The following is a 21663-nucleotide window of genomic DNA, read 5'->3' on the forward strand; positions in this document are numbered from 1 at the left end:
TGGTTCATCCGACAGGCTATACTGCAGCATAAATCACTATAATTGTCCCTTCCTGCAGCCAGCCATTCGCCTTGACATCAACTCAGCATACGCGGTAAAAACCCAAAAAGTTGCTTATTGCGGTGGGGCGGTTGTCGCTCCCGACACTTAACTTAAAGACGTTAATCCAATGAAAATAACAATCTCCGGAACAGGTTATGTGGGTCTCTCAAACGGGATCCTGATTGCGCAGCACCATGAAGTGGTGGCCCTGGATATCGTGCAGGCCAAAGTGGATATGCTGAACCAGAAGATCTCCCCCATTGTGGATAAAGAGATTCAGGATTATCTGACCAATAAGCCGTTGAATTTCCGCGCCACTACGGACAAAGTTGACGCCTACAGCGGTGCGGATTTTGTGATCATCGCGACGCCAACTGACTACGATCCAAAAACCAACTATTTCAACACTTCAAGCGTGGAAGCGGTGATCAAGGATGTGACGGCAATTAACCCGAACGCCGTGATGATCATCAAATCGACCATTCCTGTTGGTTTCACCCAATCGATCAAAGAAGAGCTGGGTATCGATAATGTCATTTTCTCACCAGAGTTTCTGCGTGAGGGCAGGGCTTTGTACGATAACCTGCACCCGTCACGTATCGTCATTGGGGAGCGCTCGGAGCGTGCGGAACGTTTTGCTGCTCTGCTGCAGGAAGGTGCCATTAAAAAGGACATCAATGTCCTGTTCACCGATGCGACGGAAGCTGAAGCTATCAAGCTCTTCGCCAATACCTATCTGGCGATGCGAGTTGCCTACTTCAACGAGCTGGACAGCTACGCAGAGAGCCTGGGGCTGAATACCCGTCAGATCATCGAAGGCGTCTGCCTCGACCCACGTATCGGCAACCACTATAACAACCCTTCCTTCGGGTACGGTGGCTACTGTCTGCCGAAAGATACCAAGCAGCTTCTGGCTAACTACCAGTCCGTACCGAACAACTTAATTTCTGCGATTGTGGATGCCAACCGCACGCGTAAGGACTTCATCTCCGACTCCATTTTGGCGCGTCAGCCGAAAGTAGTGGGCGTATATCGTCTGATCATGAAGAGCGGGTCGGATAATTTCCGCGCCTCCTCCATTCAGGGGATTATGAAGCGTATTAAGGCGAAGGGCGTTCAGGTCATTATCTATGAACCGGTGATGAAAGAAGATGAATTCTTCCATTCACGTGTGGTTCGCGACCTGGATGCCTTTAAGAAAGAAGCGGACGTGATCATCTCTAACCGGATGGCAGAAGAACTGTCTGACGTAGCGGATAAGGTCTATACCCGCGATCTGTTTGGCAGCGACTGATTTATCGATACCAAAGAAGCCCGGCATCATCGCCGGGCTTCTTTTTTAAACCTTATAAAACTCGCGATACCAGTCCACGAAGTTCTTCACGCCCTCTTTAACCGAGGTCTGCGGTTTAAAGCCAATCACCTCATATAGCGCCGTGGTATCTGCGCTGGTCTCCAGCACATCACCCGGCTGAATCGGCATCATGTTTTTATCCGCTTCAATGCCTAACGCTTCTTCCAGCGCCGTGATGTAGTCCATCAGTTCGACAGGTGAGCTATTACCGATGTTATAGACTCGGTAAGGCGCAGAACTGGTTGCCGGGGAGCCAGACTCAACCGTCCAGTTACTGTCCGCTTGTGGAATAACATCCTGCAGACGAACAATAGCTTCAGTAATATCATCGATATAGGTGAAATCGCGCTTCATCTTACCGAAGTTATAGACATCGATACTTTTGCCTTCGACCATAGCTTTGGTGAACTTAAACAGCGCCATATCGGGACGACCCCACGGGCCGTAGACGGTAAAGAAGCGCAGGCCAGTGGTCGGCAGGCCGTACAGATGGGAGTAAGTGTGCGACATCAGCTCGTTGGCTTTTTTGGTCGCGGCGTACAGGGAAACCGGGTGATCGACGGAGTCGTCAGTCGAGAACGGCATCTTCCGGTTCAGACCGTAAACGGAGCTGGAAGAGGCGTACAGCAGGTGCTGCACCTTATTATGACGACAGCCTTCCAGAATGTTCAGATGACCCACCAGGTTGGCTTCGGCATAAGCATGCGGGTTGTCCAGGGAGTAGCGTACACCCGCCTGGGCGGCAAGATGGATCACACGGTCGAATTTTTCAGCGGCAAAGAGAGCTGCCATACCGTCACGGTCGGCCAGCTCAAGCTTATGGAAGCTAAAGTTCGCGGAGGTGAGCAGATCAAGACGCGCCTGCTTCAGGTTCACATCGTAATAGTCATTGAGGTTATCGATACCCACAACCTGATGTCCGGCATCCAGGAGCCGCTTGCTGACATGAGCGCCGATAAAGCCTGCTGCGCCAGTGACCAGAAATTTCATAACTGTCCTCATCTGTTACTTATCATGTCCGGTGCGTTAAGTACCGGATTTGGGGTATGATAACGCGATGCGCAGGGTTACCAAACATCATATTTTCGATATCGCTAATCGGATTCCTATAGAAAATCCGTCAACAATCGATAAACTATATCTGAAACTTTATTATTTGCGCTTTTTGGCCTTGTAAGGATTATATGACGCAGAACAACAATAACGTGGTCACGCGAAGCAGTGACCCTGAGCAGATTGATTTGATTGATCTATTGGTACAGCTGTGGCGTGGGAAATGGTTAATTGCTGCGTTTGTCGCCATCGCCCTGATTATTGCTGGTGTGTACCTGGTTTTTGCTAAAGAGAAGTGGACATCTACCGCGATCATCACTCAACCTGATGCAGCCCAAATTGGTGGCTACAGCAATGCGCTAAATACACTTTTTGGAAGTAATGCGCCAAAATTAACTGATATTCAGGAGAGCGTAATTACTCGTTATAACGCCTCTTTCTCGGCATTGTCCCAGACGCTGGAAAACAAGGTTGACGCGGAAAAGCTGACAATCGAGCCTACAGTTAAAGGTCAAAATTTCCCTTTAAGTATCAAATATGTGAGTAATTCAGCCGAAGCGGCACAAAAGCAGGTGGCGCAGTATATTCAGCAGGTAGATGAGCTGATTCAAAAAGAGCTTCAGGTTGACCTCAACGATAACATCAAGCAGCAGGTCACCAGCTTGAATGATGTGCTGGGTAACCAGGAGACTATCGCCCAGGAGCAAAAAGACCTGCGGATCAGACAGATCTCGGAAGCCCTGAAGTATGCTGAAGCGGCCAACATTACAACGCCAAAAATCCAGCAAACCCAGGATGTGACTCAGGAAACGATGTTCCTGTTAGGTACTGAAGCGTTACAAGAGATGATCACGCGTGAGTCATCGCGTCCGCTGACGTTGTCCGACAGCTACTATCAGAACAAACAGAAACTGCTCGATATTCAGAAGCTGAAAATCGATCCGACAACCATCCATGCGTATCGCTATGTGATGAAGCCGGACCTGCCGATTCGTCGTGATAGCCCTAAACGTTCGCTGGTGCTGATTCTGGCGGTACTGCTGGGCGGAATCATCGGCTCCGGTGTTGTATTAGGTCGTAATGCTCTTCGCAACTACCAGGCCAAAGCCTGATATAAACTGAAAAAAAAACCGGGTTTCCCCGGTTTTTTTATTTGTGTCGCTGACGTAGATTCTCAATCACCGTTGTTAAATCGAGATCCTGATCCTGCAGCAGCACCAGCAGGTGATACATCAGGTCAGAAGCTTCATTTGTCAGCTCGTCCCGGTCGTTCACAGTAGCGGCCAGGGCTGTCTCCACCCCTTCCTCCCCCACTTTCTGCGCTATACGCTTAGTGCCGCTGGCGTACAGTTTCGCCGTATAGGAACTCTCAGGATCCGCCGTTTTGCGCTCAGCCAGCAGTCGTTCCAGCTGGTACAGGAACAGCCACTGGTGGCTGGCATCGCCAAAGCAACTGCTGGTGCCAAGGTGGCAGGTCGGCCCGATGGGGTTAACCAGTACCAGCAGGGTATCGTTATCACAGTCAGGTGTGATGCTGACCACATTCAGAAAATGGCCGGAGGTTTCGCCCTTGGTCCACAGACGCTGTTTGGTGCGCGAGAAAAAGGTTACTTTACCGCTGTCGATGGTCTTCGCCAGCGCGTCCTTATTCATATAACCCAGCATCAGCACTTCACCGGACACCGCGTGCTGCACCACCACCGGCATCAGGCCGTCGGTTTTTTCCCAGTCCAGCTGCGCGCGTTGTTGCTCTGTTAACATATCCTGATCTCCACGCCCTGATTCGCCAGGAACGTTTTTAACTCACCAATATTAATAATTTGCTTATGGAACACCGAGGCCGCCAGCGCGCCGTCAACATCGGCATCGCGGAAGGCTTCAAGGAAGTGTTCCATGGTGCCTGCGCCGCCCGAGGCGATCAGCGGCACGTGGCATACTTCGCGCACTTTCTTCAGTTGTTCGAGGTCATAGCCGTTACGCACCCCGTCCTGATTCATCATGTTCAGCACAATCTCACCCGCGCCGTGCTTCTGCACTTCCTGCACCCAGTCCAGCGTCTCCCACTGGGTGACGCGGGTCCGGCTCTCATCGCCGGTGTACTGGTTGACGTGGTATTTGCCAGTGGCGTCGTCAAACCAGGTATCAATCCCGACCACGATACACTGCACGCCAAAGCGGTCGGCCAGGCGGGTGATGAGTTCAGGATCGGCCAGGGCAGGGGAGTTAATGGAAATTTTGTCCGCGCCGAAGGTAAGGATCTTCGCTGCATCGTCTGCCGATTTAATCCCACCCGCCACGCAGAATGGGATATCAATCACTTCCGCCACGCGCGCGACCCAGCTTTTATCGACCACGCGACCATCGCTGGAGGCGGTGATATCGTAGAACACCAGCTCATCGGCACCTTCTTCCGCATAGCGTTTTGCCAGGGGAACGATATCGCCGATGATCTCGTGATTGCGGAACTGCACGCCTTTCACGACCTGACCATCACGCACGTCGAGACAAGGAATTATCCGTTTTGCCAGCATTGAATCGCCTCCTTAACCGTAAATTTTTCTTCCAGCAGGGCGCGACCGACGATCACCCCACATACACCGGTTCCGCGCAGGGCGGCGATATCATTCAAATCACCAATACCACCGGATGACTGGAACGCCACCTGCGGATAACGGGCGCAGACCTCTTCGTACAGCGACACGTTAGACCCGGCCAGCGTGCCGTCGCGGGAGATATCCGTGCACAAAACATGCTTCAGACCCACGGGCAGATAGCGATCCACCAGCTCCTCAAGCGTCACGCCGGAGTTCTCCTGCCAGCCACTGACCGCCACCTGTTTATTACCCTGGTCGTCAATACGCACGTCCAGCGCCAGCACCAGCGCGTCGGCGCCAAAGCGTTTGAACCAGCCTTGTACCATCTCGGGATCTTTTACTGCGGTAGAACCTACCACCACGCGCGCCACGCCCGCTTCCAGCAGCGCCGCCACGTCCTCTTCGGTACGCACGCCGCCGCCAACCTGGACCGGGACGTTAACGCCCGCTACCAGTTTTTTCAGCAGCGAGATCTGGCGTTTGGCCGGATCTTTCGCGCCGGTCAGGTCAACCAGGTGCAGCACTTCCGCTCCCTGGGCGGCATAGTCCTGCAGGCGCGGCAGCGGATCGTTACCGTAGTCGCGCTGCTGGCCATAATCACCCTGGTGCAGACGGACAACCGTGCCGTCGATTAAATCTAAAGCGGGAATAATCATCACATCTCCAGGAAGTTTTTCAGCAACTGTGCGCCAGCGGCTCCGGAACGCTCCGGGTGGAACTGCACGCCGTAGAAATTATCTTTCTGCACGGCCGCGGTGAAGGCTTCGCCATAGTGGCACTGGGCGATGGTATTGGCGTTCACCGGCATTGCGTAGCTGTGAACAAAATAGAAATACGCCCCGTCCTCGATACCACGGAACAGTCGGTCACCCGCTTTCGGATAGACCCGGTTCCAGCCCATGTGCGGCAGCGGCAGACCGTGGTCGGTCATTTTCGGCACATCCTCGTCGATGATACCCAGCAGATCCACGCCGTTAGACTCTTCACTACGGCGGCCCAGCAGCTGCATCCCCAGACAAATACCCAGCACCGGCTGGGTACAGGCTTTAATCAGATCAACCAGCTCACGCTGGTGGATCTGATCCATCGCCGACTGCGCCGTACCGACGCCCGGTAAAAAGAGTTTGCTCGCGTGCAGTACCACATCCGGATCGCGGCTGACCAGCGGATCGTAGCCGTGACGCATAATCGCAGATTTCACCGAGTTGAGGTTGGCGCAGCCGGTATCAAGGATCACCACGTTCATTACAGCACTCCTTTCGACGACGGCAGGGTATCGCCTTCCACGCGAATGGCCTGGCGCAGGGTGCGGCCAAAGGCCTTGAACAGGCTTTCCACGCGGTGGTGATCGTTCTTACCTTTGGTTTTCAGGTGCAGCGTCAGGCCCATGGTGTAGGAGAGGGAGCGGAAAAAGTGCTCAACCATCTCGGTGCTCAGGTCGCCCACGCGCTGGTAGGTAAAGTCGGCTTTATATTCCAGGTGCGGGCGGCCGGAGATATCGAGCGCACAGCGGGCCAGGCACTCGTCCATCGGCAGCACAAAGCCAAAACGGCTGATGCCGCGCTTATCGCCCAGCGCCAGCCTCAACGCCTCGCCCAGCGCCAGGCCGGTATCTTCGACGGTGTGGTGATCGTCAATGTAGAGGTCACCTTTAACGCCGATCTCCATACGGAAACCGCCGTGGGTGGCGATCTGATCCAGCATATGATCGAAGAAGCCCACGCCGGTGTGGATCTTGCTGCCGCCTTCGCGATCCAACCACACCTTGACGTCGATCTGCGTCTCTTTGGTATTACGCTCCACGTGGGAGTAGCGGTCACGTTTGGTCAGCTGATCGCCAATCATCGCCCAGTTCAGGCCCTCACGCTGATAGCGCAGACCCGTGATGCCCATGTTGGCTGCCAGCTCGATGTCCGTGGCGCGATCGCCGATCACGTAGCTATTCGTTTTATCCAGCGCCGTATCGGCCAGGTACTGCTCAACCAGCTGCACTTTCGGTTTACGGCAGTCGCAGTTGTCGGCAGGCAGGTGCGGGCAAATCAATACCTCATCAAACACCACGCCCTGAGAGGTGAGGATCTGCATCATCAGGTCGTGGGGGCCGTCGAAATCAGCCTGCGGGAAGCTGTCCGTGCCGAGGCCGTCCTGATTGGTGATCATCACCAGCTTAAACCCGGCTTTCTGCAGCTTAAGCAGTACCGGGATGACGTCGGCTTCAAAGGCCAGTTTGTCGAAACGATCGACCTGATAATCACTGGGTGGTTCCGAAATGATAGTGCCGTCACGATCGATAAAGAGGTACTTCTGGCTCATACTTTCTCCGCATTCAGGGCGTCGATAACGCGCTGGCTCTCTTCTCGGGTACCCACGGTAATGCGTAAGCAGCCACTTAAAGAGGGTTGTTTGTTCTGGTCTCGTAAGATAATGCCCTGATCCCACAAAGATTTAAATACTGCACTCGAGGCGGTGAAACGCGCCAGAATATAGTTGGTTTCCGAGTCGAAAACCTGCTCCACGCAGGGGATGGTTTTCAGCTGGCTGACGAGATACGTCCGCTCGTCTACGATCTGCGCTACGCGGCTCCGCATGGCCGCAATGCCCTCTGGCGACAGCGCCTGGGCGGCGATATCCGCCACCGGCGTCGAGAGTGGATAAGGTGCAATCACCTTCATCAGCAGGTCGATCACCTCTTTATTCGCCAGCGTAAAGCCGCAGCGCAGCCCGGCGAGAGCAAAAGCTTTTGACAGGGTGCGCAGGATCACCAGGTGCGGATACTCTGCTAACCAGCCGGTCAGCGTCGCCTGTGGGCAAAACTCAATATAGGCTTCATCGGCCACCACCAGAGCTTTGCCACGAGTCATCTCCAGCAGCGAGCGGATATCCTGAGGGTTAATCAGCTGGCCGGTAGGGTTATTCGGGCTACAGACAAACACCACCTTCACGCCGTCGAGGTTATCGGCGATACCCTGCAAATCGAGCTGCCAGTTTTCCAGGGCAGGCACTTTACGCAGTTCAACGTTGAAGGTTTCGGTACTGACGCTGTACATCCCGTAGGTTGGCGGACAGTAGAGTACCGCGTCTTTGCCCGGCTCGCAGAAGGCGCGGATCAGCAGTTCAATGCCTTCATCCGCGCCGCGGCTGACCAGCACCTGCTCCGGTTGGATACCGGCATAGGCGGCATAGTTTTCAATTACCGCTTTCGGCTGACACTCCGGGTAGCGGTTTAGCGACTGCTGGGTCAGCTCGAAGCTGACGGCGGTAGGGAATTCATTGGCGTTCAGCCAGACGTCGCCATTACCACCCAGACGACGGGCAGACTGATACGGGGTCAGGGCGCGAACGTTGTCGCGGGCTAACTCTTCAATACTCATGCTTGCTCCTTCAGGGCGGCAACGCGCAGCGTCACGGCATTTTTGTGGGCGGTCAGCCGTTCAGCGGCGGCCAGCGTTTCGATGGTGGCGGCGAGCGACGCAAAACCTTCGCGGGAGAGTTCCTGTACGGTCATGCGCTTCTGGAAATCTGCCAGCCCCAGGCTGGAACAGGTTGAGGTATAGCCGTAGGTCGGCAGCACGTGGTTGGTGCCCGAGGCGTAATCGCCAGCGGACTCCGGCGACCAGTCACCGAGGAACACCGAACCGGCGCTGGTGATGCTGTCAACCAGCTCACGGGCATTGCGGGTCTGAATGATCAGGTGCTCCGGGCCGTAGAGGTTGGAAATGGCGATACACTGGTCCAGATCCCGGGCCACAATCAGGCGGCTGGCGGAGAGCGCCTGGCGGGCGGTATCGGCCCGCGGCAGATCGGCCAACTGACGTTCAACCGCTTCGCCGACCCATTGTGCCATAGCGGCATCCGGGGTCAGCAGGATCACCTGCGAATCCGGGCCGTGCTCGGCCTGGGACAGCAGATCGGAGGCCACGAAATCCGGCGTCGCGCCGCTGTCGGCAATCACCAGCACTTCCGACGGGCCAGCCGGCATGTCGATGGCTGCACCGTCCAGACGCTGGCTGACCTGACGTTTGGCTTCGGTCACAAACGCATTGCCCGGGCCAAAGATTTTATCTACTTTCGCGATGGACTCGGTGCCCAGTGCCAGAGCGGCAATCGCCTGCGCACCGCCTACCTTAAAGATCTCCTGCACGCCGCACAGTTGCGCCGCATAAAGAATTTCATCGGCAATCGGTGGTGGCGAGCAGAGCACTACCTTACGGCAACCAGCGATACGCGCCGGGGTGGCCAGCATCAGTACCGTGGAGAACAGCGGGGCGGAACCACCCGGGATATATAAACCCACAGAGTCAACCGGGCGGGTCACCTGCTGGCAGCGCACGCCTGGCATGGTCTCAACGTCAATGATCGGCAGTGCTTGTGCGCGGTGGAAGGTGTCGATGTTTTTGACCGCCACCGCCATCGCCTGCTTAATGTCCTCACCCAGGCGGTTACAGGCGTCAGTAATTTCCTGCTCGCTCACTTTCAGCGCACCCACTTCGGTTTTGTCGAATTTTGCGCTGTACTCCCGCAGGGCATCGTCGCCACGGGTTTTCACATTGTCCAGGATCTCCGCCACGGTGCGGGTAATGCTTTCCGAGGCCGAGATCGCCGGGCGCATCAGTAGGTCGCGCTGCTGTTCGGCGCTACAGGTGTTCCAGTCGATAACGGTGTTAAAGGTCATGGTTGTTACTCCATCATCTTCTCAATTGGCAACACCAGGATCGAACTGGCGCCCAGCGCCTTCAGTTTTTCCATGGTTTCCCAGAACAGGGTTTCGCTGCTGACCATATGCATCGCCACGCGCTGCTGATCCCCTGCCAGCGGCAGAATGGTTGGACGTTCAGCGCCCGGCAGCAGGGCAATCACTTCATCCAGACGCTCGGTCGGGGCATGCATCATGATGTATTTCGATTCGCGGGCCTGGATAACGCCCTGAATACGGGTCAGCAGGCGGTCAATCAGCTGCTGTTTGGCTTCCGGCATTTCGCCGTCGCGTTGGATCAGGCAGGCTTTGGAGCGGTAGATCACCTCCACTTCGCGCAGGCCATTTGCTTCCAGGGTGGCGCCGGTGGAGACCAGGTCGCAAATCGCATCGGCCAGACCGGCTCGCGGTGCCACTTCGACAGAGCCATTCAGCAGGCAGGATTTAAACTGCACCCCTTTCTGATCGAGGTAACGCTTCAGCAGGTGAGGGTAGGAGGTGGCGATACGCTTGCCATTCAGCCCGGCCGGGCCGTCCCAGGCTTCGTCAGCCGCGGTTGCCAGCGACAGGCGGCAGCCGCCAAAGTCCAGACGGCGCAGGGTGAAATAGCGCGGGTCTTCGCCCTGCGCGCGGCGGGTCAGGAGCTCTTCTTCCAGCACGTTTTCGCCAATGATGCCCAGATCGACTACGCCGTCCATCACCAGTCCTGGAATGTCATCGTCACGCACGCGCAGAATATCAATCGGCATATTCTCTGCCAGCGCGATCAGGCGCTGCGTGTGCAGGTTGATTTTAATGCCGCAGCGCGCCAGCAGTTCGCGTGAATCGTCGCTAAGACGACCTGATTTCTGCATAGCTATGCGTAAACGTGAATTATCTAACATTGTCGGTTCCTCATGATCCTGTTGTAACTTGCCTGAACACGGTCCAAAAAAAAGCCCCCGGAAGATGATCTTCCGGGGGCTTTTTCTTGCGTTCATGCACCGCTGGAAGATCTAACTGTCTTCCAGCACACATCGCCTGAAAGACTAGTCAGGATGATGGTGATGATGGTGGTGTTTAAATTGAACGCGTGTCATAAAATTCTCGATGAATGCTTATTCATGTGATGTCGTTTAACCTAAACCACTTGCGCTATATAAAGCAAGGGCTTTTTTTTATCATTAAATGATTTCATATTAGCGCTATCAATTGTCAGTTGCGCATGGCTGGCGTAGCCTTAAAGCAGAGGCGTAAACGTCAGGAGAAAATGCATGAAAAAGGTCGCAATTGTCGGTCTGGGATGGCTTGGAATGCCGTTGGCCATGTCGCTACTGGGGCGGGGCTGGGAGGTCACCGGCAGTAAAACCACCGTGGATGGGGTCGAGGCGGCGCGGATGTGCGGCATCGAAAGCGTTGAATTGCGCCTGGAGCCAGAGCTGGTGTGCGACACCGACGATCTGGATACGCTGATGAGTGATGTGGATGCGCTGGTGATCACCCTGCCAGCGCGTCGCACCGGACCGGGCGAGAGCTATTATCTGCAGGCAGTACAGGAAATTGTCGATAGCGCTCTCGCGTACCATATTCCACGCATTATTTTCACCAGCTCTACCTCGGTATATGGCGATGTGGAAGGCGCCGTGAAAGAGAATATGCCGCGCCAGCCGGTGACCGCCAGCGGGCGGGTATTAAAAGAGCTGGAAGACTGGCTGCATAATTTACCCGGCACGCAGGTTGATATATTACGCCTTGCGGGGCTGGTGGGGCCCGGTCGTCATCCTGGCCGTTTTTTTGCCGGGAAATCAGCGCCTGACGGCCAACATGGCGTCAATCTGGTGCATCTTGAAGACGTGATCGGCGCAATTACCCTGCTATTACAGGCCCCGAAGGGCGGGCACATCTATAATATATGTGCGCCCTCTCATCCAACACGCAGTACATTCTATCCGGTGATGTCGCGTCAGCTTGGCCTGGCAGCGCCGCACTTCCACGATGCCCCCGGAGCGGGGAAGGGCAAATTGATTGATGGGAACCGCATCTGTCATGAACTGGGATTTGAGTATCTCTTTCCCGATCCGCTGGTTATGCCAATGGAGTAACGCCGCTGGCGGAGCGTAAGCGCACCACAAGGGGGTGAGCATGAAACCGCTGCTGGATGTCCTTATTATCCTTGATGCACTGGAAAAAGAGGGGAGCTTTGCTGCGGCATCGGCAAAGCTGTTCAAGACCCCCTCTGCGCTCAGCTACACCGTTCACAAACTCGAAAGCGATCTGAATATTCAGATTCTGGACCGTTCCGGCCACCGGGCGCGCTTTACCCGCACCGGGCAGATGCTGCTGGAAAAAGGGCGGGACGTGCTGCATTCGGTGCGTGAGCTGGAAAAGCAGGCCGTCAAGCTGCATCAGGGCTGGGAAAACGAGCTGATTATCGGCGTGGATGATACCTTCCCGTTTTCCCTGCTAGCACCGCTCATCGAGGCCTTTTACGCGCGACACAGCGTCACCCGTCTCAAATTTATCAATGGCGTGTTAGCCGGTTCCTGGGAGTCGCTGGTGCAGGGCCGGGCGGATATCGTCGTTGGCGCGCTGCATGAGCCGCCCCGGCTTAGCGATTTTGGCTTTGCCTGTCTCGGGCAACTGGAGCAGGTGTTCGTCATCGCCCCACACCATCCGCTGGCCCAGGAGCCGGAGCCGATCAACCGGCGGGTGATAAAAGGTTATCGCGCGATTGTGGTGGGTGACAGTTCATTACCGAGCTGTACGGCCTCCTCCCAGCTCCTGGACGATCAGGAAGCCATTACCGTATTTGATTTTAAAACTAAGCTGGAGCTGCAAATTAGCGGCTTAGGCTGTGGCTATCTGCCGCGATATTTAGCCCAGCGTTTTATAGAAAGCGGTGCGTTGGTCGAGAAACAGGTCATCTCTCAATCCAGTTATGATTCCGTATGGATAGGCTGGAATGAGCAGACCGCCGGGCTTGCCAGCGCATGGTGGCGGCAAGAAATTTTAGCAAATAGTGCTATCGCTGCCGTTTATGCGCAGGGCGCAGCTGAGAAATCAGCGGATTAATAAAAAATTTAACTTTAGGATGCCTTTCGATCTCTTGCATTTTTACTATCATTTAGGGAAAATGCGCCGCAGCAAACATGGAATAATCGACGATATAAAAGGCGTCGATTATTTTTTTTTGCATGTAAGAAAACCATTAAATCCAAGAGGCCGGGCTTCGTACCGGATAGATATTTACTAAAATCCGACAGTTGTTGTCGCTGAGGAAGAAAGAAATGGGGCAATCATTCGCTTACGTGGCGGTATTCACCGTAAAGGAGAATAACCATGTCGCATAACGCAACTCCAAAAACCTCTCGCGTGGAATTACGTAAAACGCTTACGTTGATTCCGGTTGTTATGATGGGCCTTGCCTATATGCAGCCGATGACGCTGTTCGATACGTTTGGTATCGTTTCAGGCCTCACTGACGGTCACGTTGCAACGGCGTATGCCTTTGCGCTGATCGCGATCCTCTTTACCGCGCTGAGCTACGGCAAGCTGGTTCGCCGCTTCCCGTCCGCAGGTTCTGCGTACACCTATGCACAGAAGTCCATTAGCCCGGCTGTTGGCTTTATGGTGGGCTGGTCATCCCTGCTGGACTACCTGTTCATGCCGATGATCAACATTCTGCTGGCAAAAATTTACTTCGAAGCGCTGGTGCCTTCCGTACCTTCGTGGATCTTCGTTGTGGCGCTGGTGGCCTTTATGACCATCTCTAACCTGCGCAGCATCAAGACCGTGGCCAACTTCAACACCCTGATTGTTATTCTGCAGATGGGTATTGTGGCGGTCATCGTGGGTCTGATCATTTACGGCGTTTCTCACGGTGAAGGCGCAGGTACGCTGACCAGCACCCGTCCGTTCTGGTCTGAAGGCGCGCATGTTGTGCCGATGATCACCGGTGCGACGATCCTGTGCTTCTCGTTCCTCGGCTTTGACGGCATCTCTTCTCTGTCTGAAGAGACCAAAGACGCTGAGCGTGTGATCCCGCGCGCTATCTTCCTGACGGCGTTGCTGGGCGGCATCATCTTTATCGGTGCCTCTTACTTCCTGCAGCTGTACTTCCCGGATATCTCTCGCTTCAAAGATCCGGACGCGTCACAGCCAGAAATCATGCTGTATGTTGCCGGTAAAACCTTCCAGTGGGGCGTGCTGATCTTCTCCAGCGTCACCGTTCTGGCATCCGGTATGGCGGCACACGCGGGCGTTTCCCGTCTGATGTACGTGATGGGGCGTGATGGCGTGTTCCCGACTCGCTTCTTCGGTTATGTTCATCCGAAATGGCGTACCCCGGCATGGAACGTGCTGCTGGTGGGTGTGATTGCACTGATGGCAATTAAATTTGACCTGGTTACCGCTACGGCGCTGATTAACTTCGGTGCGCTGGTTGCCTTTACCTTTGTTAACCTCTCCGTGATCTCTCAGTTCTGGATCCGTGAGAAGCGCAACAAAACGCTGAAAGACCACTTCAACTACCTGCTGATGCCGGTATGTGGCGCGTTGACTGTGGGTGCGCTGTGGATTAACCTGGAAGAGAGCTCAATGGTTCTGGGTCTGATCTGGGGTGGTATCGGTCTGATTTACCTGGCATGCGTAACCAAAAGCTTCCGCAACCCGGTTCCTCAGTACGAAGATGTCGCATAATTAATTGACTGCAAAGCCCGTAGGCCCGCGCAAGCGTAGCGCCGCCGGGCAAAAAAAAGCCGGAGACATCGCCTCCGGCTTTTTTGTTTTCTCAGGTTACACAATCTCCTGCGCATACTGATACAGCGCCTTCAACAGCGCCTGCTTTTCAGCATTCCCTTCATACTCACCGTACAGCATCTCCAGCTCCTGGGCGTAAGCCTGCAAATACTCCGGCGTAAACACGTTGCGGCGATGCTGCAACCACCGTTCCTGCTCGGCCTCATCCAGGGTGCCGGGAAAATTACGCGCCCGGTAGTTAAAAATCAGCTTGTTAATGCGCCGATCGGCAAAAGTGATATCCAGCGCGGGCAGGTTACGGGGATCGGTCTGCAGCACGATATTCATGGCAGAGCGGTCAGCGTCGCTGAAAAAGCCGTTATAGAGCTGGGCATCGACGTTCTCTGACGGAACGAACGGCTCCGCTTCGGCAAAAATCGCCACTACCTTCTCGCGCACCTGCGGGTTATCCCGCAGCAGTTTCAGGTTGTCCAGGCAGTGCTGGCGGTTGATGCCCAGCCGTTCCGCATCGTCCGGGCGCAGGGTGTTGGCGGGAGCCAGCACCGGGCACTTGTTGATATGCACCAGCTTCACCGGCACCGCGGCATCATCGCCCAGCGCCTCTTTTGGGGTGTACAGCCGCTCGCGCAGGGTATCGCTATCCAGCGTCAGCAGGGGGGTAATATCCCCGGCCAAATCCACCATAATCACCGCGTTGCGGTTGTCCGGGTGCCAGGCCAGCGGGGCCACCCAGCTGGTATTTCCGCGCCAGGCGCCAAACATTCCGGAGATGTGCATCAGCGGCTTCATCTGCGGCACGTCAATCAGGGTGGTGAGTTTCTGCTTACTGCGATGGCTGAGCAGGTACTCAAACAGCTTCGGCTGCCGGGTCTTCACCAGCTTCGCCATGGCGATAGTGGCGTAGACATCGGCCATCGCGTCATGAGCGTTGCTGTGTTCGATACCATTCGCGCGGGTCAGATGTTCAAGGCGGAAGCTGGGTAACCCGTCTTCGTTTTCGGGCCAGTTGATCCCTTCAGGACGCAGGGCATAGCAGGCGCGCATCACATCCAGCAGATCCCAGCGCGAGTTCTTGTTTTGCCAGCTCCAGGCATAGGGATCGTAGAAGTTGCGGTAAAAAATATGCCGGGTCACTTCGTCATCGAAACGCACGTTGTTGTAGCCCACCACGCAGGTGTTAGGCACGGTAAACAGGTCATGAATGCGACGGGCAAACTCAGCCTCATTTACCCCTTTTTCCCGGGCTTCCTGCGGCGTGATGCCGGTGACCATCACCGCGCCGGGCTGAGGCAAATAGTCATCGGCGGGTTTGCAAAAGAACACTTCCGGCTCGCCGATGATATTGAAATCGGCATCGGTGCGGATGGCGGCGAACTGGGAAGGGCGATCCAGCGAGGGGCTGGTGCCAAAGGTTTCGTAGTCGTGAAATAAAAATGTAGGCAGCGCGGCGGAGTCAGACACCAGTAATACCATCCTGTTTATGAGTGACACCACTATGGTAAACCATCCCACCTGGCACGCCGAAGGAAAAGCGCCGTCAGCCTGCAAATTTGCGAGGCATCGTCCGGAAAAAACCTGCGTGCTGTCACATTTTTTTGCAATTATTCCAGGTATCCAGCGGAAAACTTACGTAAAAAGGGCAACGATTTTAAATGACCTGAGGATATACCGTTGAAACGCCGTCTGTTTATTGCTGTTTCTTTACTCACTTTGAGCATTTCTTCCGCGCTGGCTGCCGACCCGATTAATTATGCGCCGCAGCCGCCAGCTATCCAGGCCGGTTCCTGGGTACTGATGGATTACACGACGGGGCAGATTTTAACGGCGGGCAACGAACATCAGCAGCGCAATCCGGCCAGCCTGACCAAGCTGATGACCGGCTATGTGGTGGATCGCGCCATCGACAGCCATCGCATCACCCCGGACGATATGGTCACGGTTGGTCAGGATGCCTGGGCCAAGGGCAATCCGGTATTTGACGGCTCCTCGCTGATGTTCCTGAAGGCGGGCGAGCAGGTTTCGGTGCGTGACCTCAGCCGGGGCCTGATTGTTGACTCCGGTAACGATGCCTGCGTGGCGCTGGCCGATTACGTGGCGGGCGGGCAGCCGCAGTTCGTCACCATGATGAATGATTACGTCAAAAAGCTGAATCTGCGCGATACCCATTTTGAAACGGTGCACGGTCTGGATGCGCCGGGCCAGCACAGCTCGGCATTCGATCTGGCGGTGCTTTCCCGGGCCATTATCCACGGTGAACCGGCGTTTTATCACATGTACAGCGAGAAGAGCCTGACCTGGAACGGTATCACCCAGCAGAACCGTAACGGCCTGCTGTGGGATAAGTCCCTCAACGTCGATGGCCTGAAAACCGGGCACACCTCCGGCGCCGGTTTTAACCTGATTGCCTCAGCCGTGGACGGTCAGCGCCGACTGATTGCCGTCATCATGGGGGCTGAGAGCCCGAAAGGCCGCGAGGATCAGGCGCGCAAGCTCCTGCACTGGGGACAGCAGAACTTCGATACCGTGCAGATCCTGCGTAACGGCAAGCAGGTGGGCATCGAGCGCATCTGGTACGGCGATAAAGAGCAGATTTCGCTGGGGACCGATCAGGACTTCTGGCTGGCGCTGCCGAAAGCGGAGCTGCCGAACATCAAAGCCAAATATGTGCTGGATAAAAAAGAGCTGGAAGCGCCTATCGCCGCGCATCAGCGGGTCGGGGAGATCGAGCTGTACGACCGCGATAAGGTGGTCGCCCACTGGCCGCTGGTGACCCTGGAAAGCGTCGGTAAAGGCGGGATGTTCTCACGCCTGAGCGACTATCTGCATCATAAAGCCTGACGGCAGAATGAGCAGGCTGGCGACTGTGCGAGCCTGCTCGCATAATAGACAGGTCATCATTGTTAAACCGCTTTTCTCTGCATTAGAGTGTATGTATATACAGTAACCAATCGGAGGCAGCATGGACTACAGCATCAAGCACCAGAATAAACGCAAAATCGCCGGTTTTCATATGGTTGGCCCCTGGGAGCAGACCGTTAAGCAAGGTTTTGAGCAACTGGTGATGTGGGTAGATGGCCGACATATTCAGCCGCTGGAGTGGGTGGCGGTCTATTACGATAATCCTGATGAAGTCCCGGCGGAAAAATTACGCTGCGACACGGTTGTTACCGTGCCGGACGATTTTGTCATCCCCGCCAACAGCGAAGGGGTGATCCTCACCGAAGTGGCCGAAGGCGATTACGCGGTAGCCAGCGCCCGCGTTGAGAATCACGACTTCGCCACGCCGTGGAACCTGTTCTTCGACAGCCTGCTCGAAGATGTCGATTACCAGATCGCGCCGAAACCCTGCTTCGAACGTTACCTGAATGACGGTAACGCCGACGGCTACTGGGATATCGAGATGTTTATTCCGGTCCAAAACCGGGTGGCGTAACGCTACACGTATGCTTACGCTTCACAGGGTTTTTCTGCCGGATGCCACCGCTCCGGCAGAAAACGCAGTACAATCAGGGTTTGCCGTAATGCTGGAGAGCGTGTGCGCCCCGACAAAACTCTGACGCCCTTTGAAATCCGACTGTATCGCCACTACCGCACCGTGCACGGATGCCGTATCGCGCTGGCGTTTATCCTCACCTTTTTACTGGTGCGTCTGCTGGACGTGCCGGAAGGCACCTGGCCGCTGATTACTCTGGTGGTAATCATGGGCCCCATCTCCTTCTGGGGTAACGTAGTGCCACGCGCGTTTGAGCGCATTGGCGGCACCATTCTGGGCTCGGCGCTGGGGCTGATTGCCCTGAAGCTGGAGCTGTTCTCCCTGCCGCTGATGCTGCTGTGGTGCGCGGCAGCGATGTTCCTCTGCGGCTGGCTGGCGCTCGGCAAGCGGCCCTATCAGGCGCTGCTGATTGGTATCACCCTCGCGGTGGTGATTGGCGCGCCGACCGGGGATATGCACACCGCGCTGTGGCGAAGCGGCGACGTGATCCTCGGTTCCCTGCTGGCGATGCTGTTTACCGGGATCTGGCCGCAGCGGGCGTTTCTGCACTGGCGTATCCAGATGGCGAACTACGTCACTGCCTTTAACCGGGTTTATCAGGCGGGCTTTTCTCCCAACCTTGTTGAGCGTCCGCGGCTGGAAAAACATCTGCAAACCATCCTTAACGACGTGGTAAAAATGCGCGGCCTGATCACCCCGGCCAGTAAAGAGACCCATATTCAGAAAGCTATCTTCGAAGCGATCCAGACCGTCAGCCGCAACCTGGTCTGCATGCTGGAGCTACAGATCAACGCCCACTGGGCCTCCCGGGCCAGTCACTTTGTGATGCTGAATGCCCGGACCTTAAAAGAGACGCAGCAGATGACGCAGCAGACGCTGCTCACCATCGCCCACGCGCTCTATGAAGGCAATCCGCAGCCGATTCTGGCTAATACCGAGCGGCTGAACGAAATCGTTGCCGAGCTGCGGCAGCTGATAAACGATCAACGCAGTGAAAACGTGGCGGAAACGCCTATTCATGGCTATGTATGGTTGAGCATGGAACTTGCGCGCCAGCTGGAGCTGTTGTCACATCTTATCTGCCGGGCATTGCGCAAATAAAAAGCGGCTATGCACGGTTGTGATGGCTGCTGCTTCGATTCAGCAGAAATTGAGGTTATGATAGGGACAAAGGAAAAATTATTGTCATCAGCAATCGCTGTCAGTAAGGTTAACGGCATCGCGGTTGTTTAAACGAATCCGAATCTCACATTATCAGGGGTGTAAAAATGGAAACTACCAAGCCTTCGTTCCAGGATGTTCTGGAATTCGTCCGCCTGTTCCGCCGCAAGAACAAACTGCAACGTGAAATCCAGGACGTTGAGAAGAAGATCCGTGACAACCAGAAGCGTGTTCTGCTGCTGGACAACCTGAGCGATTACATCAAGCCAGGCATGAGCGTTGAAGCCATCCAGGGCATCATCGCCAGCATGAAAAGCGATTATGAAGATCGCGTCGACGACTACATCATCAAAAATGCTGAGATCTCTAAAGAACGTCGTGAAATCTCGAAAAAGCTGAAAGTCATGGGCGAGATGAAGCACGCTGAAGCCAAAGGCGAATAAGCGCCGCTGAACATGCTAAACCCTCCGACCTGTCGGAGGGTTTTTTTTGGGCCGCGATTTACCGAATCCGGAAAAGCAAAAAGCCTGCTCGAAAGCAGGCTTCTTAAATGTGGCTCCTCTGACTGGACTCGAACCAGTGACATACGGATTAACAGTCCGCCGTTCTACCGACTGAACTACAGAGGAATCGTTGTGGAGCGTTATCTTAGCGGCGAAAAAACTTTTGTCAAACCTGATCTTACCCGCTTTCGATCAACTGCTGATTCTGTCGTCAGTTTGACGTAATTACCAACATATTTTTGTGGGAAATACTTTGCAGGATCTGCATTTCTCCCTCATCATTTGAAATGGAGTTTCAACTTTTCTCGCTAAGGTCCATTTTGAACGTCACCTCCGCTTTACGCCAGGCCGTGATGCGCACGCCCTGGTATGCCAAACGTAAGAGTTACAAGGTTCTCTTCTGGCGTGAAATCACCCCTCTTGCCGTGCCTATCTTTCTGGAAAACACCTGCGTCCTGCTGATGGGGGTGCTCAGCACTTTCCTGGTCAGCTGGCTCGGCAAAGAAGCGATGGCGGGCGTTGGGCTGGCCGACAGCTTCAACATGGTGATCATTTCGTTCTTTGCGGCCATCGATCTCGGGACCACGGTGGTGGTGGCCTTTAGCCTGGGGAAACGCGATCCCCGACGCGCGCGCGCTGCCGCCCGGCAGTCGCTGGTGATCATGACCCTGTTCTCCATTGTGCTGGCGGCGGTGATCCACTATTTCGGGGAAGAGATCATCAACGTGGTGGCCGGCGAGGCGACCGGCGAGGTGAAAGCTCTGGCGCTGTCCTACCTTGAGATGACGGTGCTCAGCTATCCGGCTGCGGCCATTGCGCTGATTGGCAGCGGGGCGTTGCGCGGGGCAGGTAACACCAAAATTCCGCTGCTGATAAACGGCGGGATGAATATCCTCAACATTATGATCAGTAGCGTGCTGATTTACGGTCTGTTCTCCTGGGACGGGCTCGGCTTTGTTGGGGCCGGCCTCGGGCTGACCATCTCACGCTATATCGGCGCTGTCGCCATTATCGTGGTGCTGGCGGTCGGTTTTAACCCGTCGCTGCGCATCAGCATCAAGAGCTATTTCAAGCCGCTTAACTTCGCCATTATCTGGGAAGTGATGGGCATCGGCGTGCCCGCCAGTATTGAGTCGGTGCTGTTCAACGGCGGCAAACTCCTGACCCAGATGTTTGTGGCCGGGATGGGTACCGACGTGATTGCCGGGAACTTTATCGCCTTTTCCGTCGCGGCACTGATCAACCTACCAGGCAACGCCCTCGGGTCCGCCTCCACCATTATCACCGGAAAACGGCTCGGTAAGGGGCAGATCGGCCAGGCGGAGCGTCAGCTACGCCACGTATTCTGGCTCTCGACGATTGGCCTGACCGCTATTGCCTGGGGAACCGCGCCCTTCGCCGGGCTGCTGGCGTCGTTCTATACCCATGAGCAGGACGTTAAAGACGTGGTGGTGATCCTGCTCTGGCTGAACGCTGCCTTTATGCCGATCTGGGCTGCCTCATGGGTGTTACCTGCCGGGCTGAAAGGGGCGCGCGATGCCCGTTTCGCGATGTGGGTCTCGATGCTCGGCATGTGGGGCTGCCGTGTGGTCGCGGGTTATACGCTGGGGATCATGCTGGGGATGGGCGTGGTTGGGGTCTGGCTGGGGATGTTCCTCGACTGGGCGGTTCGCGGGGCGCTGTTCTACTGGCGAATGATCAGCGGACGCTGGTTGCAGAAATACCCGCGGCCACAGCGTAATAATGTGGCGGTTGCCGCCTCAGAACGGGTAGTGAATGTGCAAAGTGGGGAATAAATCGGCAAACGATGCAAAATCTGCAATCTGCCTTTGACAACGCCAGGTGGCATCGCTAATATTCGCCCCGTTCACACGATTCCTCTGTAGTTCAGTCGGTAGAACGGCGGACTGTTAATCCGTATGTCACTGGTTCGAGTCCAGTCAGAGGAGCCACATTTAAGAAGCCCGCTTAAGGAAACTTAAGCGGGCTTTTTGCTTTTGCCCTCTCGCTGTGGGAGAGGGCTTCAGGCCGCA

The 21663-nt window shown here is 55.4% G+C and carries 21 protein-coding genes, 2 tRNA genes, 2 pseudogenes and 1 other annotated feature; of the genes and pseudogenes, 13 read left to right on the forward strand and 12 right to left on the reverse strand.

Features of this window, described 5'->3' with window-relative positions:
• Window positions 1–169 precede the first annotated feature (169 nt).
• On the forward strand, window positions 170–1336 hold the full coding sequence (gene ugd / locus LG383_RS04840; RefSeq protein WP_106993475.1) for a UDP-glucose 6-dehydrogenase: 1167 nt from the start codon (window positions 170–172) through the stop codon (window positions 1334–1336).
• A gap of 45 nt (window positions 1337–1381) precedes the next feature.
• Here the strand turns inward: ugd and LG383_RS04845 are convergent, their stop codons facing one another.
• A complete protein-coding gene (locus LG383_RS04845) occupies window positions 1382–2386 on the reverse strand; it encodes an NAD-dependent epimerase (protein ID WP_225758466.1) in 1005 nt (334 codons plus the stop codon).
• A gap of 194 nt (window positions 2387–2580) precedes the next feature.
• On the opposite strand from LG383_RS04845, the gene wzzB reads away from it, so the two are divergent.
• Complete coding sequence (wzzB, locus tag LG383_RS04850) at window positions 2581–3561, forward strand: LPS O-antigen chain length determinant protein WzzB (RefSeq protein WP_225758467.1); 981 nt, start codon at window positions 2581–2583, stop codon at window positions 3559–3561.
• 37 nt (window positions 3562–3598) lie between these two features.
• On the opposite strand, the gene hisIE is transcribed toward wzzB, so the two are convergent.
• From hisIE to hisL, 9 genes are all read right to left on the reverse strand, one after another.
• On the reverse strand, window positions 3599–4210 hold the full coding sequence (gene hisIE, locus LG383_RS04855) for a bifunctional phosphoribosyl-AMP cyclohydrolase/phosphoribosyl-ATP diphosphatase HisIE (RefSeq protein WP_225758468.1): 612 nt from the start codon (window positions 4208–4210) through the stop codon (window positions 3599–3601).
• The gene (gene hisF / locus LG383_RS04860; RefSeq protein WP_225758469.1) at window positions 4204–4980 is read right to left on the reverse strand and encodes an imidazole glycerol phosphate synthase subunit HisF; all 777 of its coding nucleotides are present in this window, start codon (window positions 4978–4980) and stop codon (window positions 4204–4206) included. Before hisF ends, hisIE begins: the two co-directional genes overlap by 7 nt.
• On the reverse strand, window positions 4962–5699 hold the full coding sequence (gene hisA / locus LG383_RS04865) for a 1-(5-phosphoribosyl)-5-[(5-phosphoribosylamino)methylideneamino]imidazole-4-carboxamide isomerase (protein ID WP_225758470.1): 738 nt from the start codon (window positions 5697–5699) through the stop codon (window positions 4962–4964). Before hisA ends, hisF begins: the two co-directional genes overlap by 19 nt.
• Window positions 5699–6289 carry an imidazole glycerol phosphate synthase subunit HisH gene (hisH, locus tag LG383_RS04870; RefSeq protein ID WP_225758471.1) on the reverse strand — a complete coding sequence of 197 codons (591 nt, stop codon included), beginning with the start codon at window positions 6287–6289 and terminating at the stop codon, window positions 5699–5701. Before hisH ends, hisA begins: the two co-directional genes overlap by 1 nt.
• Entirely contained in the window at window positions 6289–7356 is a 1068-nt protein-coding gene (gene hisB, locus LG383_RS04875; protein WP_225758472.1) for a bifunctional histidinol-phosphatase/imidazoleglycerol-phosphate dehydratase HisB, read from the reverse strand. Before hisB ends, hisH begins: the two co-directional genes overlap by 1 nt.
• Complete coding sequence (hisC, locus tag LG383_RS04880) at window positions 7353–8414, reverse strand: histidinol-phosphate transaminase (protein WP_225758473.1); 1062 nt, start codon at window positions 8412–8414, stop codon at window positions 7353–7355. Before hisC ends, hisB begins: the two co-directional genes overlap by 4 nt.
• On the reverse strand, window positions 8411–9715 hold the full coding sequence (gene hisD, locus LG383_RS04885) for a histidinol dehydrogenase (RefSeq protein WP_225758474.1): 1305 nt from the start codon (window positions 9713–9715) through the stop codon (window positions 8411–8413). The genes hisC and hisD overlap by 4 nt, the downstream gene beginning before the upstream one ends.
• Window positions 9716–9720: 5 nt before the next feature.
• The gene (gene hisG, locus LG383_RS04890) at window positions 9721–10620 is read right to left on the reverse strand and encodes an ATP phosphoribosyltransferase (RefSeq protein ID WP_106993465.1); all 900 of its coding nucleotides are present in this window, start codon (window positions 10618–10620) and stop codon (window positions 9721–9723) included.
• 45 nt (window positions 10621–10665) lie between these two features.
• Window positions 10666–10789, reverse strand: a sequence feature (His leader region).
• A complete protein-coding gene (gene hisL / locus LG383_RS04895) occupies window positions 10765–10815 on the reverse strand; it encodes a his operon leader peptide (RefSeq protein WP_001364200.1) in 51 nt (16 codons plus the stop codon). It overlaps the preceding feature by 25 nt.
• A 174-nt stretch (window positions 10816–10989) precedes the next feature.
• Here hisL and LG383_RS04900 point away from each other — a divergent pair, with 174 nt between their 5' ends.
• The 4 genes and pseudogenes from LG383_RS04900 to LG383_RS04915 all read left to right on the forward strand — a co-directional run bounded on the left by LG383_RS04900 (window position 10990) and on the right by LG383_RS04915 (window position 14413).
• Complete coding sequence (locus LG383_RS04900; protein ID WP_166182917.1) at window positions 10990–11817, forward strand: SDR family oxidoreductase; 828 nt, start codon at window positions 10990–10992, stop codon at window positions 11815–11817.
• Window positions 11818–11857: 40 nt separating this feature from the next.
• Window positions 11858–12843 (forward strand): annotated as a pseudogene (locus tag LG383_RS04905) (LysR family transcriptional regulator).
• Window positions 12844–13002: 159 nt separating this feature from the next.
• Window positions 13003–13065, forward strand: coding sequence for a membrane protein YoeI (yoeI, locus tag LG383_RS22995; RefSeq protein ID WP_100780850.1), 63 nt, complete (start codon window positions 13003–13005; stop codon window positions 13063–13065).
• On the forward strand, window positions 13055–14413 hold the full coding sequence (locus LG383_RS04915; protein ID WP_166182915.1) for an APC family permease: 1359 nt from the start codon (window positions 13055–13057) through the stop codon (window positions 14411–14413). Before yoeI ends, LG383_RS04915 begins: the two co-directional genes overlap by 11 nt.
• 96 nt (window positions 14414–14509) lie before the next feature.
• Here LG383_RS04915 and sbcB read toward each other — a convergent pair whose 3' ends face one another.
• A complete protein-coding gene (sbcB, locus tag LG383_RS04920; RefSeq protein ID WP_225758475.1) occupies window positions 14510–15946 on the reverse strand; it encodes an exodeoxyribonuclease I in 1437 nt (478 codons plus the stop codon).
• 192 nt (window positions 15947–16138) lie between these two features.
• Here sbcB and dacD point away from each other — a divergent pair, with 192 nt between their 5' ends.
• The 4 genes from dacD to LG383_RS04940 all read left to right on the forward strand — a co-directional run bounded on the left by dacD (window position 16139) and on the right by LG383_RS04940 (window position 19570).
• The gene (dacD, locus tag LG383_RS04925) at window positions 16139–17311 is read left to right on the forward strand and encodes a serine-type D-Ala-D-Ala carboxypeptidase DacD (RefSeq protein ID WP_166185370.1); all 1173 of its coding nucleotides are present in this window, start codon (window positions 16139–16141) and stop codon (window positions 17309–17311) included.
• A gap of 121 nt (window positions 17312–17432) precedes the next feature.
• Window positions 17433–17906: a DNA gyrase inhibitor SbmC gene (gene sbmC, locus LG383_RS04930; protein WP_106993459.1), complete on the forward strand. Its 474-nt coding sequence runs from the start codon at window positions 17433–17435 to the stop codon at window positions 17904–17906.
• A gap of 102 nt (window positions 17907–18008) precedes the next feature.
• Entirely contained in the window at window positions 18009–19067 is a 1059-nt protein-coding gene (locus LG383_RS04935) for an FUSC family protein (RefSeq protein WP_106993458.1), read from the forward strand.
• Between the two features lie 167 nt (window positions 19068–19234).
• Complete coding sequence (locus LG383_RS04940; protein WP_103180181.1) at window positions 19235–19570, forward strand: DUF496 family protein; 336 nt, start codon at window positions 19235–19237, stop codon at window positions 19568–19570.
• 110 nt (window positions 19571–19680) lie between these two features.
• Here LG383_RS04940 and LG383_RS04945 read toward each other — a convergent pair.
• Window positions 19681–19756, reverse strand: a tRNA-Asn gene (locus LG383_RS04945).
• A gap of 6 nt (window positions 19757–19762) precedes the next feature.
• Between LG383_RS04945 and LG383_RS23000 the strand changes: the two are divergent.
• From LG383_RS23000 to LG383_RS04960, 3 genes and pseudogenes are all read left to right on the forward strand, one after another.
• Window positions 19763–19942, forward strand: a pseudogene (locus tag LG383_RS23000) (DUF5951 family protein).
• Window positions 19918–21426, forward strand: a complete 1509-nt coding sequence (locus LG383_RS04955) for an EmmdR/YeeO family multidrug/toxin efflux MATE transporter (RefSeq protein WP_106993453.1) — start codon at window positions 19918–19920, stop codon at window positions 21424–21426. The pseudogene LG383_RS23000 and the gene LG383_RS04955 overlap by 25 nt, the downstream one beginning before the upstream one ends.
• Window positions 21427–21506: 80 nt before the next feature.
• Window positions 21507–21582: transfer RNA gene (locus LG383_RS04960), tRNA-Asn, on the forward strand.
• Window positions 21583–21663: the final 81 nt, after the last annotated feature.

It is taken from the genome of Leclercia sp. Marseille-Q4284 (assembly GCF_916618945.1).
GTDB classification, from domain to species: Bacteria; Pseudomonadota; Gammaproteobacteria; order Enterobacterales; family Enterobacteriaceae; genus Enterobacter; species Enterobacter tamurae.